Annotated in this window: 11 protein-coding genes; all 11 read left to right on the plus strand. The window is 44.4% G+C overall.

From position 1 onward, the window contains the following. The first annotated feature begins 32 nt into the window (after nucleotides 1–32). Entirely contained in the window at nucleotides 33–668 is a 636-nt protein-coding gene (locus FDP09_RS11980; RefSeq protein WP_137402889.1) for a DUF4136 domain-containing protein, read from the plus strand. Nucleotides 669–679: 11 nt separating this feature from the next. Next, on the plus strand, nucleotides 680–1,270 hold the full coding sequence (locus FDP09_RS11985; protein WP_137402890.1) for an outer membrane beta-barrel protein: 591 nt from the start codon (nucleotides 680–682) through the stop codon (nucleotides 1,268–1,270). Between the two features lie 115 nt (nucleotides 1,271–1,385). Then, nucleotides 1,386–1,946 (plus strand): HdeD family acid-resistance protein, encoded by a 561-nt coding sequence (locus FDP09_RS11990; protein ID WP_137402891.1) that lies wholly within the window; start codon nucleotides 1,386–1,388, stop codon nucleotides 1,944–1,946. Between the two features lie 102 nt (nucleotides 1,947–2,048). Then, nucleotides 2,049–2,849: a hypothetical protein gene (locus FDP09_RS11995; RefSeq protein ID WP_137402892.1), complete on the plus strand. Its 801-nt coding sequence runs from the start codon at nucleotides 2,049–2,051 to the stop codon at nucleotides 2,847–2,849. A gap of 128 nt (nucleotides 2,850–2,977) precedes the next feature. Further along, on the plus strand, nucleotides 2,978–3,259 hold the full coding sequence (locus FDP09_RS12000; protein ID WP_137402893.1) for a SelT/SelW/SelH family protein: 282 nt from the start codon (nucleotides 2,978–2,980) through the stop codon (nucleotides 3,257–3,259). A 58-nt stretch (nucleotides 3,260–3,317) separates the two neighbouring features. Then, entirely contained in the window at nucleotides 3,318–3,914 is a 597-nt protein-coding gene (locus FDP09_RS12005; protein ID WP_229683522.1) for an RNA polymerase sigma factor, read from the plus strand. Between the two features lie 638 nt (nucleotides 3,915–4,552). Next, nucleotides 4,553–4,840 (plus strand): hypothetical protein, encoded by a 288-nt coding sequence (locus FDP09_RS12015; RefSeq protein WP_137402895.1) that lies wholly within the window; start codon nucleotides 4,553–4,555, stop codon nucleotides 4,838–4,840. Between the two features lie 233 nt (nucleotides 4,841–5,073). Further along, nucleotides 5,074–6,102 carry a FecR family protein gene (locus tag FDP09_RS12020; RefSeq protein WP_137402896.1) on the plus strand — a complete coding sequence of 343 codons (1,029 nt, stop codon included), beginning with the start codon at nucleotides 5,074–5,076 and terminating at the stop codon, nucleotides 6,100–6,102. Between the two features lie 128 nt (nucleotides 6,103–6,230). Then, on the plus strand, nucleotides 6,231–9,761 hold the full coding sequence (locus FDP09_RS12025; RefSeq protein ID WP_137402897.1) for a TonB-dependent receptor: 3,531 nt from the start codon (nucleotides 6,231–6,233) through the stop codon (nucleotides 9,759–9,761). Nucleotides 9,762–9,782: 21 nt separating this feature from the next. Beyond that, nucleotides 9,783–11,534: a RagB/SusD family nutrient uptake outer membrane protein gene (locus tag FDP09_RS12030; protein ID WP_137402898.1), complete on the plus strand. Its 1,752-nt coding sequence runs from the start codon at nucleotides 9,783–9,785 to the stop codon at nucleotides 11,532–11,534. 42 nt (nucleotides 11,535–11,576) lie between these two features. Next, complete coding sequence (locus tag FDP09_RS12035) at nucleotides 11,577–12,737, plus strand: Sb-PDE family phosphodiesterase (RefSeq protein WP_229683521.1); 1,161 nt, start codon at nucleotides 11,577–11,579, stop codon at nucleotides 12,735–12,737. The last annotated feature ends 65 nt before the right edge of the window (nucleotides 12,738–12,802 follow it).

A 12,802-nucleotide genomic window follows, 5' to 3' on the forward strand; every position in this document is an offset into this window, starting at 1 on the left:
ACAATTGCATTACAATTATTTAAATCTAAACAATGATGAAGTTACAAAACATGTTATCCTTTTTGGCCGTCGGCATGGTCGCTGGCCTCTCTTGGAGTTGTCTTCCTTCAGGTCCAGATTACGTGGAGGATATGGATATCGTCTATACGACCTATCAGGAGGATTATGATTTTATGGCTCAAGGCACTTACGCAATGCCTGATCAGATCGTCTCAGATGTGAAAGTGAACGAAGGCGATACGACGTACGTGTACCTTGATGATGAATATGCTACGCCGATTTTGTCTGAGATAGCCCAAAATATGGAAAGCTATGGATGGGAGCGTGTGGATATGGAGGATGCTCCAGACATGCTGATGATGCCTGCTGCCACCTCTACTACCAATTATTATTACTATTGGTGGTATGATTGGTGGTGGGGCTGGTATTACCCAGGATGGTGGGGTTGGTATTATCCTCCTTATTACCCTGTCAGTAGCTATTCGACTGGATCCCTGATCATGGTGCTTACAGACCCCAGTGCTGCTGATAACAATCCGATAAACAAGTCCAATGCGGCTTGGCTATCTGTCAGCAATGGTATCTTGACGTATTATAATGACATCGATCGTGTTACTGACGCCATTGACCAGGCTTTTGACCAATCTCCTTATTTGCAAACTCAATAATGAATAGCGACATGAAAAAACTATTGATAATGCTTGTTTTGGGAGTGGTGATTTCCCTTCAAGCCTCCGCACAAGAAAGTAGGGTGACCCTGTCCTATCCGGTGGGATTTGCGATAGGAGACCTGAGTGATTACGTAAAGCCCACCAGCTTTAGAGGCATTGCCATCGATTATAGAAAGATGATCAGCGAAAACGTGGGCGTGGGGCTTTCCACGGGCTGGAATGTCTTTTACGAGGAATTGGCTTACGACACGTATCACTTTGAAAACCAGTCCGTATCCGGAAAGCAATACCGCTATAGTAACCATGTGCCCGTTTTGTTTAACGCGGCGTATTACTTCAAGCCACGGGCAGCAGTCAATCCCTTTGCCAGTGTGGGCATTGGTACTATCTATACCCGGCGAAATACCGATATGGGGCAGTTTACGCTAGAACAAGAAGCTTGGAATTTTGCTTTGGCCCCAGAGGTGGGAATGCTGATCGATGTGGCGAATTCCTTTGCTACCTCTGTTTCCATCCAATACTATAATGGATTCCAAGCGGGAAATGAACTGAACGAACCGCAGTCTTATTTTGCCCTAAAACTGGGTTTTGAGTTATAACATATTTTAAAATTTAATTGGTGGAAGGAAAGGGGCTTTTACAGGTTTAAAGTGAAGGGCCTGTTTCCTTTTACCTTCCAAAATTAACCTCAGAAAGTTTAACGTTTCAATACTTATGAATTCACAAACCAATCCTATTGCGAACACCATCCGACATTGGTATGTTTTGTCTTTTGTAGGACTGCTATTTATCATTTTAGGAATTTATACATTCGTTACCCCTGCAAAGGCCTACTTGGCCATGTCCTTTCTTTTTAGCCTATCATTTTTGGTGACTGGAATTGGGGAAATATCCTTTTCGATTTTGAGTAAGCGGGTTTTTGACCGATGGGGATGGATTTTGGCATTTGGCTTACTCAATTGTCTGGTGGGCATTCTGCTGCTTAGCCGGCCAGAAGTTTCGCTGGCCACGATGCCTCTCTATCTGGGTTTTTTGATCTTGTTTAGGTCAGTAGGAGGGATTAGCTATGCCTTTGAAATGAAACAACTTGGGTTTTCGGATTGGTCAAGTCTGTTGTTCTTAGGGATTCTAGGGGTGGTTTTTTCCTTTATTCTTATCTGGAATCCGGTACTGGGAGGTCTGACCATTGTCAGCTGGACAGCCCTGAGTTTCGTGTCCATCGGTATATTGAGTGTTTATTTGTCCTTGCAGTTACGGAAATTTGGAAACGGCTGAGTGATATCGCAGGTACAATTCGATGGTAATCCATAACACCTAGCTTAAGTTAAAGAATGAATTAAAAAAATACATTAAAAAATCTCATAAAGATAATATCAAATGAAAAATGGATTAATTACTTTGATCATACTGGTCCTTCTTTCGGTAGAGGTGTATGGGCAGAAAAGTGGCGCATCCCAGAGCGCAGCACAGGCCAACAATCCCTTGGCCAATATGACAGCGATAAACTTTCATAATTATTATATTCCGCGCCTAACCGACGCTCCCAAGGATGCTTATTTGAACAATTCATGGGTACGGTTTGCAAAGCCTATTGCTGAGGGGAAATGGCTACTCAGGGTATCGGCACCTCTTAATACCACCGGAATACCGGATCCCGTGGATGGATCGGTCAATTCTATTAACGGTTTAGGGGATGTCAATGCATTTATGTCCTATAACTTTGTGTCCAAACCCACGGCTACGGTGGGGATAGGGCCAAACATCACTGCGCCCACGGCGACTGAGACGGCTTTGGGAACCGGAAAATGGCAAGGTGGTTTTGCGATGGTGGCCTTTATTGCCAAGTCAGCTGTCTTCCAGTTTGGAGGACTTGTTACCTGGCAGGCTTCTTTTGCTGGGGATAGCAACAGGCCTGGCACCAATGTAGCTGCAATCCAGCCCTTTTATTTCTGGCAGTTAGGAAAGGGGGCTTATATTAGAGGAGCTCCTATATGGGCATTTGATTTTAAGAATGATGCCTTCTCTGTGCCTTTGGGCCTTGGTGTCGGAAAAGTGGTAAAGGTGGAAAACACGGTGTTTAACTTGTTTATCGAGCCACAATACTCCATGATCCATGCGGGTACGCAGCCTCAGTTTCAGCTGTTCACCGGGATCAACCTGCAGTTTATGGGCAATTAGGATTTTAAATTTAAGAGATTCATTTGCAGTAATCGTTTCCTGAAACCGGCCAAGGGAAGGCATGCCCCTTGGCCGGTTTGCTGTATCAGTTGGTAGTTGTACATTTGAGGCAAATTAAATCTACAATCATGCACAATCACGTAAAAATCACTTATTGCACCCAGTGCCGCTGGATGCTCAGAGCGGCTTGGATGGGGCAGGAGTTGTTGACCACTTTTGAAGGGGAGCTGGAAGAGCTAAGCCTTCGTCCCGGCAGGGGAGGGATTTTTGAAATCACTGCCAATGGCCAATTGATATGGTCGCGCAAAGAAAAAGGCCGCTTTCCTGAAATTACCGAATTGAAGCAGCTTGTCAGGGATGTGATTGCTCCTGACAAGAGCTTGGGACATGCGGATAGAGGGAATGGATAGCTTTACCAAGTATGACAGGAGCTACGGCCATGATTTCATAACGATTTGTTAAAATCATTTGTTCAGAAACAATGAGAAGGGGCTTTACCTTTATGATGAATTGAAAAACATCATGGTAACGTGTTCCCCCGATATTGAATTGCTGGAAGGTATTCGCAACGATGATCTACGTGCTTTTGAACAGCTGTATGATCAGTATTGGGAGCTTATGTATCGGGCAGCCATTGGACGGATCAAGTCCCAAGATTTGGCTCAAGATGTGGTACAAGATATTTTTATTGATTTTTGGAATCGTCGCAAGTCCCTTGAAATCAATGTTGGTCTAAAAGTCTATCTTTTAACCGCTGTTAAGTATAGGGTGTTTCGTTGGGCGGAAAATATTCATCGGCACGAACAGCTTAGGGAAATACATTTTGAAGGATTGAAAACTGAGATAGCTCCTTTGGAGTTTGAGGAGGTGTTTAGCTTGATTGAAGTGAAATTGGAGAAGCTTTCACCAGCACACCGTAATATTTTTAGGATGAACAAATTGGAAGGACTCTCCGTCAGTGAGATCAGCTGCCAGGTTAATATGGCGCCCCAATCCGTTCGTAATGTACTTTCCAAAACCACAAAATACTTGAAGAAAGAGCTAAAAGGATATTACTTTTTATAATTATTCAGATTGGGGATCGAGAGTGAAAGAGACGCGGAATATAATAGGTTTTACGTATCCTATAGAGAGATCATACGCACAATGTGGAAATGTTAGATGGATTGTTTGACCTTGGGTGTCACCGATGGCTTTGGGTATGACATCCCTGCGAGGAAGCTCTGGGTGTACGACATACTATATACTTAAACCAGCATTTAATGCCGTTTAGTTAGTTTGTATCAGGAAAATATGGGTTCTATATTTTTTCCTTGGGCAGTTATTTTTATAGCTAAATTACTAGGTGGTTTTCATCCCTTTACCATTGTTACTTTTTTGCTTCAGGTCAAAAAAGTAACCCAAACCTGTCCGCCGGTGGTGGAAACCCCGCCGCTACGCCACGGCGCACAGGTGTGCAGCTATTGGCCTAAAATTAAAGCCTAGCCCCCATGCAGGCAAACTACTCCTGTCTAAAGCCAAGCAGGCCTATTTAAAGCCAGGTAAACCTTCTTTAGCCGCCAACATTCTTTTTGTCAGCCTTTCGTCAAACAAGCCTGCCTTCTTGCCTACCCGCTTTTTAATTTCTTAACGCCCAATACCTGCAAGGCGGATTCAGTTAATAAGTCCCAAAAAGGTATCGCTTCCTTATTACGGCCCTTGGTATGCCTGTTTTCCAGCCGATGGTGGAGGCCGTTAAGAAGGGGAGTTGGCTCGCGTCGTGGAACAGCGAGACCCACTCGCTTTTAGGCCGTAGCCATCGGGTGGAAATTAAAATGGGTGACGGATCCACGTCGCGGGGGAAATCCATGTACCATTTTAAAGGGCAGACCACCGGCCTAGATTTTTTCTTTCTTTTTTCATCAATGGAAAAAAGTAAAAGGATAAAATCCACCAAAATGGCCAAAGCCATACAGTTAAAGTCAAATAGAAAAGAAACTCCTAGCAGGTGAAAACAGGGAAATGGCCTTAACTAAACGGTATTGATAAAACGGGTTAAATACCATATTTTGTACTTCATACTTTTTCTTTGATCCACTTTCTAGGAGGCAATATGTCATGGAGGAAGGCGATGCGCTATGGTGGTAGAGAGCTTTTTTAAGTTAATATGAACGACCTTTCAAAATGATTAACGTTTTCATAATCAAATAGACGAGTAGAGATGCATAAGTAGTGATACTTACTTATGATGGCACACAACAATATTTATATTCCTGAAGAGATTAGGGAGCTTTTGAGAAAGTTACTTAGTGGGACTCCACTGCAAGAGCAGGAACTTGCTCAGCTAAACCAATGGTACGATGACGTTTACGATGAAGGTTGGGAATCAGTTGATAAGGACCTGGGGCAGCGGATGTATCTGCAAATCCATGAAAGTATAGCCAAGGTGAACAGTGAACAGACCAGAAAGGACAGTCCAGGCCTTCGTTTACGTTCTTTACGTTCAGCATCCTCAGGATGGAAAACTCAAACTTGGTTGCGTGCGGCCATGGTGACTTTTTTACTGGTTGCTACAGCGCTGGTGGTTTATGTCAGTCAGCATGATACCCATACCTCTCCAAACCAAGCAGAAGAATGGATCACCTATCAAAATCCTGCCGGACAGAAGTCCAAAGTCCAACTTCCTGATGGCAGTATAATTTATATTAATGCCGCCACAGCAGTAAAGTACCAGAAAGGTTTCGGTCAGTCTCATCGGGACTTGTTTTTGGAAGGAGAGTCCTATTTCGAAGTGGCCAAGGATAGCATTCCTTTTCGGGTTTACAGTGGTGGACTGGTAACAGAAGCGGTGGGTACTTCCTTTAATATCAGTACCTATGACGCCACTTCCATCAGGGTTCAACTTACCTCAGGGATTGTCAAAGTTTACGATGCTTTTGAGGGCAATGCCCAGGTTAAGTTGATGCCAGGTGAGGAAGTGCGTTTGAAGGATGGACAGCTCTCCTCTGTGTTTATCTTTGATATCAATCAGGCCATAGCATGGAAGGAAGGTACTATCTGGCTGCAAAAGACACCTTTATCGGAAGTGATCTCGATTCTAGAACGCTGGTATGATGTGGATATTACTGTTACTAATCCACCCAAAGAGAAAGTTTTATTAACCGGGGAATTTAAAAATGCCATGCTTACCCATTTGCTGGAAAGCTTGTCCTATTCCTACCGATTTGATTATAAGATTGACAAGAAAAATATCACCATCACCTTTAACTACTGACTGCCTATGAAAAAAAGAAAGCCAGTTTGACAAAACTGGCCTCCCCGGCTGCAATAGAAGAGTTTCTCAGGCCATTCTATTGCCCTTGATTTCAATGACTAAAACATCATCAAAAACATGACAAATCTATGAAAAAAATATTACATGCTATCCGTATGATCAGCAAATACACCCTTATTGGCTTTATATTCCAGCTAGCCTTCCTTAATCTCCTCCATGCAGGTCCTAGTAAGGCGCAGGGAAGTTTGGATATGGAAAAGATAACTGTGAATGTCAAAGCGGAAGCCGAACCACTGCCTTCTGTATTGGAGGCGATAAAATCGCAGACGGACTTTATCTTTATTTATGATGATAAGATCATTCCATCCAATACTACAGTTTCGATCGAAGCACAAAATGAACCTTTGGAGAATGTGCTCATCGAGCTTTCCAAAGAGCACCGATGGGCTTTTAAGCAGGTTAATGATCGCATTAGCATAAAACCGATAAAAGGGCTGCACCTTGGCAAATCGGTTATCCGAGAAGTGACGGTGAGCGGAACTGTTCGCGATTCCAATAACCAGCCGATCCCGGGGGTGACAGTATTGGTAAAAGGAACCACAAATGGCACCACTACAGACTTGGATGGAAAATACCGATTGAACGTTCCAGAAAACAGTGTGCTTGTATATTCCTTTGTTGGATTTATCCCCCAAGAAGTTGCTATTGGCAATAAGGAAGTGGTTGATATTCAGTTGGAAGAGAAGGTTTCGGCACTGAATGAGGTGGTAGTGGTAGGTTATGGCGAACAAAAGAAAATCAACCTGACTGGCGCAGTGAACCAAGTGGGCAGTGAGGTGACAGAAAACAGACCAGCCCCCAACCTGACCAGAATGCTGCAGGGAGCCTTGCCAAACTTGAATATCAGAATGGTAGATGGGAGTCCAACCCGATCTGCTGCATTTAATATTCGGGGCACGACTTCGATTGGAGCTGGTGGAGATGCCCTGGTATTGATTGATGGAGTAGAAGGGGATCCAAACTTGGTCAATCCCAATGACGTAGAAAGCGTTACGATTCTAAAGGACGCTTCTTCCGCCGCAGTTTATGGTTCGAGGGCTGCTTTTGGCGTGGTGCTCATTACTACCAAATCCGCCAAAGCAGGAAAAAGCCAACTTAACGTAAACATCAATCATTCGGTTAACAAACGGACAGTGGTGCCGGATTTGGTCACAAATGGTTACCAATGGGCAAAGAATTTTGATGAAGCATTTTATGGTTGGTACGATTATAAGACCCACCCGATTTCTGTCAACAGTGTTTTTCCATTTTCCTTGGAGTATTTGGATCGTTTGCGCCAGCACGATGAGGATCCCAGTCTACCAAAAGTGGAATACATCGAAGCACTTGGACGCTATGAATACTATGGCAATACCGATTGGTTTAAATACCATCATAAGGACAATATGCCAGCTACTGAAGCATCCATAAGTGCTTCTGGGGGTTCGGACAAGGCACGTTATTTTATATCGGGAATGTATTACCATCAGGATGGGATTTTCAATTTTTCCTCCGATAAGTTTGACAAGTATAACTTACGGGCAAAAGGAGAGGTTAACATTAACGATTGGCTGGTATTAGAGAATAATTTTGACCTCAGCACCTATACTTATGGCTACCCTTTATTGGCCAATGGGGACATCAATATTTGGAGGTATCTGGCCGTTCAGGGTTTTCCAATGGTGTCCATGACAAATCCTGATGGGACTTATTCCCAAAATGGAGTTTATATTGGAGCATCTTTCCTGGAAGGAAACAGTCGTTCTGATCAGAGTAATTTCTTTGTGAGAAATACGCCTACCCTCACTGCTACACCGTTTGGTGACCTGCTCACCTTTAAGGCGAATTTTACTTTTTCGAAGAAGTTTATCAAAGACAAAAGAGTCAATAATTACGTCAACTACAGCAATGCCCCTGAAGACTTGAACCGTTTTGGTAACAGCTTGCTGAGACAATATGAAAATGAAAACACCTACTGGGGATCCAATATCACGGCACAATTTAACAAGACCTTAAATGAGGACCATAATCTTGGGCTGCTATTGGGCTATAATATCGAAAGTTCCCTGACCGAAAATTGGAATACCAGCAGGGATGGATTATTGGTACCTGAAAAACCGGATTATAACCTGATGGATGGCCTGAACTATACCATTAGCGGAGGTGGCAGTGAATGGAAATACCTCGGTGTTTTTTACCGGGTGAATTACAGCTACAAGGACAAATACTTGTTGGAGTTTAATGGCCGTTATGATGGCTCTTCCAAATTCCCATCCGATGAGCGGTACGGTTTTTTTCCATCTTTTTCGGCAGGGTGGAATGTTTCGGAAGAAGGCTTCATGGCCAATACCCGTAGCTGGCTTGCAAACCTGAAAATCAGGTCATCCTATGGATCCCTCGGAAATGGTAACGTCGCACCATATCGTTACCTCGAAACCATGTCAGTGAATAAATCCAGTGTAATATTGGAAGGAATCCAGAAGGGCTACACCTATATGCCAGGTGTGATTCCTGATGGGCTTACCTGGGAGAGAGCCACTACCTTTAATATTGGTGTGGATGCCTCCTTCTTAGAGGGACGTCTGAATGTAAACTATGATTGGTATAACCGGATTACCTCGGACATGTTTACCTACGGTCAGCCACTTCCTAATGTGTTTGGCGCTACTGAGCCTTACGGAAACTATGCCGATCTGTCGACCAAGGGCTGGGAACTTACCTTAGGTTGGAAAGACCAAACTACAGTGGGAGGAAAGCCTTTCAGCTATGGTATCAACGGTTCCTTGTGGGACAGCAAGGCCACCATTACCAAGTTTAACAACCCTGAAAAAGTCTTGGGATCGGGTTATTATGTAGGACAGTCCGTGGGAGAGATTTGGGGTTATGTAACAGAAGGTTTCTTTACTTCTGAAGAAGATGTCCTAAACCATGCCGATCAGGATTTCCTTCGCAATTCAAATGGTAATATCTGGCTTCCCGGTGACCTGAAATATGCTGATCTCAACGATGACGGTGTGATCAACCAGGGAGACAATACGGTAAACAATCCCGGTGACCGTAAGATTATTGGCAATAATGCACCCCGCTATCAGTTTGGTTTTAATCTGAATGCCAATTGGAACAATTTCGGGATCTCCGCATTCTTTCAGGGGATAGCCAAAAGGGATTGGTATTTCGCCCCGGAGGCTGATTTGTTTTGGGGACCCTATAACAGGCCTTATGGCTTCCAGCCCACCAAAATGATGGATGATTACTGGACACCGGAAAACCCTGATGCCTATTTCCCAAGATTGAGAGGATATACCGCATTGGGCACAGGAAGGTCTTTGGGAGCGCCACAGACCCGTTACCTTCAGGATGCTAGCTATATTCGATTAAAGAACATCACGGTGGACTATTCCCTTCCGACACAGTGGGTAAGCAAAATCGGGATGCAACGTGCCAAAATTTTCTTTACGGGTCAAAATATTTGGACCAGAACCGGTCTGAGCAAGCACACGGATAACTTTGATCCAGAGATCATCGAAAATCCACTAGGTGACATGACCAATGGATATGGCCAGGGGGATGCATATCCCATGCTCAAATCCTACACACTGGGTGTTAACCTTTCTTTCTAACCACCAAACTGGACAATCAATATGAAAAAGATATTTCATTCAATAGTAGCAATACTTACTGTGGTGCCGGCATTGGTATCTTGTGATAATTTCCTGGAAACCGAACCGGTGGACAAACTCGTTCCGAACACTTTTTTCCAAAGTGAAAAAGACTTAGAGCTTTATTCCAATTCCTTTTACCAACGACAGGTGCCCGGTGGTCTGGCAGTGGTTCAAAGCGACGAAATGGGCGAATTTACCTCAAAAAACCAATCCAATAACTTCATAGCAGGAGCGTATTCTTCAGTGGATGAAGGTGCCTGGAACTGGTCAGACCTTCGAAATATAAATTACTTTCTGGAAAACTTCGACAACGAGGCCATTCCTCAGGAAGCCAGAGATCATTATGAAGGCATTGCGCGCTTTTTTAGGGCATACTTCTATTTTGAGATGGTGAAGCGTTATGGCGATGTGCCATGGTATTCAAAAACCTTGGCAACCGACGATCCGGATCTTTATAAGCCACGTGATCCCCGAGAGGCGGTGATTGACTCCATGCTGATGGATCTTGATTTTGCAACTTCTCATATCCGGGATACCAAGGATAATGTTTCTTCACTGGTAACCAGACAGGTTGCTTATGGTTTTAAGTCTCGTGTATGCCTATTTGAAGGAACCTACAGAAAGTACCACGAGGAACTTGGGCTCCAAGGTACTGCAAACGAGTTGCTCCAAGAAGCGGCGGTTGCAGCAAAAGCTGTGATAGACGCCCAACAGTTTCAGCTACACAATACCGGGAGCCCATCAACGGACTATCGTGAGCTGTTTATCAGCGAAAACCCGGTATCCGAGGAAGTGATGTGGGCTGTGGTTTATAACAATGCCCTGAAAAGGTGGCATAATATCACTTGGAAGTTTAACAGCGCTACTTATGGAAACCGCTGGGGACTGAACAAGCAGTTTGTGAATACTTACCTGATGACAGATGGCAGCAGGTTTACGGAAAGACAGGGGTACGATACTATTCAGTTTGTGCGTGAAATGGAAAATCGTGATTTCCGATTGGCCCAAACGGTACGTTCACTGGGATACACCCGATTGGATGGAACGCCCGCACCTCCAAATTTTGGCTACACCTATACAGGCTATCATATTCTAAAATTCAGCTTGGATGATAGTAGGTTGGATGGAATATCCGAATCCTTTAATTCCATACCGTTGATGCGATATGCTGAGGTACTGTTGAACTATGCCGAGGCCAAGGCAGAGCTTGGGGAGTTTGATGCTGGCATTTGGGAGCAGACTATTGCTCCTTTACGAGAGCGGGCGGGAGTAGATCCACGTATTCCAGCCACCGTTGACAGTTACCTTCAGTCAGTTTATTTTCCCAATATTTCAGACAAATTCCTGCTGGAAATCAGAAGAGAAAGAGGAATAGAACTGTGTTATGAAGGATTACGGTACGATGACCTTTTACGCTGGAAGAAAGGAGACTTGCTCGAAATGCCTTGGGAGGGGATCTATGTGTCAGGGCTGAACGAACCAATGGACTTGGATGGAAATGGTACACCGGATGTTGCCTTTGTGGAGACCGTTCCAGACAATCAGGTAGCCGGGGTGATTTACTTTGCGGTCGATGGAACCAACTCCGTCCTGACAGAGGGTGACCACGGTCATATTGTATGGCGGGCCAATGAAGATCGTCAGTTTCCGGAGAAAAAATACCTGCACCCAATTTCCAATACCGATTTGGTGCTGAATCCTGATTTGGGACAGAATCCCGGATGGGAATAAGGTTTTCCATTGAGGGAATTGTTCACCCCATAATATTTCTTAATGAAAAAATATATCATAATATTGTCCATGGTGCTATATGGCACCGTGGACAATACCTTTGGTCAACATAGGGAGATCATTGTTCCGGATATTCCAGGCTATCAAACCCTGAAGGGGGATTTTCATATGCATACGGTGTTTTCTGATGGACACGTTTGGCCTACTTTCAGGGTTAAAGAGGCACTTCGCGACGATATGGATGTCATTGCTATTACCGAGCATATGGATTATGAGGGCTTTCCGGACGAAATTGAAAGGGATTATAACAAAAGTTATGAGATCGCTGCTGCTGCCGCAAAGGACAAAGGGATTATGGTGATCAAAGGTGTGGAGATTTCCCCTAGGGTACCTCCCTATCACCACAATGCCATTTTTCTGGATGATGCCAATAGCTTTCCCATAGACTATATGGAAAATACCCACAAGAAGTTTGTCATGAAGGACAGCATTTCGAGGGAGGCACTGATGGCTCCTTTTCTGGAAGCCCAGCGACAGGGGGCATTTGTCTCTTATAACCATCCTAGTTATAGCTGGTGGGACAGAAAAGACACGGTGCTATTTACTGATTTTCACCAAGAACTATTGGAAAAAGGAATTCTCGGTGGGGTGGAAGTGGTCAATAGCGGAAGGTATAATATCATCGCCCACCGCATGGCCATGAAGTATAACCTCACGATGCTCTGCAATACGGATGAGCACTATGACATGTACCCGCGGTACGCTGATAGCCATCGGCCCATGACCTTGGTTTTTGTGGAGGAAAAGACGCCGGAAGGCGTGGAAGAGGCAATGAGGGCTAAGCGAACGGCCTTGTATTTTGGCGATTACGTGGTGGCCAGGAAGTCTGAAGCGGAGGCGTTGTTTAAAGCTGCCGTGCAAGTGGATGCCGCAAGAAAGGACCGTAATGACGAGCCAATTATAGTGGTCACTGTGAAAAACACCAGTGATATTCCTTTCCGGTTACAGCTAAAGAGCCGTTATGATATTGAATCGCTTCCCATGGGACAGCTTCAGCTCGGTGCCCAAGAGGAAAAAGAAGTGGTACTGAAGGCGGTTTGGAAAACGCCCCAGGAGACGACCTTGGCAGTTACCGTAGAGAATATGTTGGTGACGCCGGATGAAGCCCTTGAGACGCAATTTAGGTTTTCTGAGTTGGAATAAATTGAGCATAGACTGATGATAAAAATCCCTTTACAGCCCATTTTGCCAAAATGCTTATGGGCTGT

This window comes from Echinicola rosea (assembly GCF_005281475.1).
GTDB classification, from domain to species: Bacteria; Bacteroidota; Bacteroidia; order Cytophagales; family Cyclobacteriaceae; genus Echinicola; species Echinicola rosea.

Excerpts from the sequence above, each read along its gene's own strand:
- FDP09_RS11980 (WP_137402889.1), top strand. The coding sequence starts at position 33 with ATGATGAAGTTACAAAACATGTTATCCTTTTTGGCCGTCGGCATGGTC.
- FDP09_RS11985 (WP_137402890.1), top strand. The coding sequence starts at position 680 with ATGAAAAAACTATTGATAATGCTTGTTTTGGGAGTGGTGATTTCCCTT.
- FDP09_RS11990 (WP_137402891.1), top strand. The coding sequence starts at position 1,386 with ATGAATTCACAAACCAATCCTATTGCGAACACCATCCGACATTGGTAT.
- FDP09_RS11995 (WP_137402892.1), top strand. The coding sequence starts at position 2,049 with ATGAAAAATGGATTAATTACTTTGATCATACTGGTCCTTCTTTCGGTA.
- FDP09_RS12000 (WP_137402893.1), top strand. The coding sequence starts at position 2,978 with ATGCACAATCACGTAAAAATCACTTATTGCACCCAGTGCCGCTGGATG.
- FDP09_RS12015 (WP_137402895.1), top strand. The coding sequence starts at position 4,553 with ATGCCTGTTTTCCAGCCGATGGTGGAGGCCGTTAAGAAGGGGAGTTGG.
- FDP09_RS12020 (WP_137402896.1), top strand. The coding sequence starts at position 5,074 with ATGATGGCACACAACAATATTTATATTCCTGAAGAGATTAGGGAGCTT.
- FDP09_RS12025 (WP_137402897.1), top strand. The coding sequence starts at position 6,231 with ATGAAAAAAATATTACATGCTATCCGTATGATCAGCAAATACACCCTT.
- FDP09_RS12030 (WP_137402898.1), top strand. The coding sequence starts at position 9,783 with ATGAAAAAGATATTTCATTCAATAGTAGCAATACTTACTGTGGTGCCG.
- FDP09_RS12035 (WP_229683521.1), top strand. The coding sequence starts at position 11,577 with ATGAAAAAATATATCATAATATTGTCCATGGTGCTATATGGCACCGTG.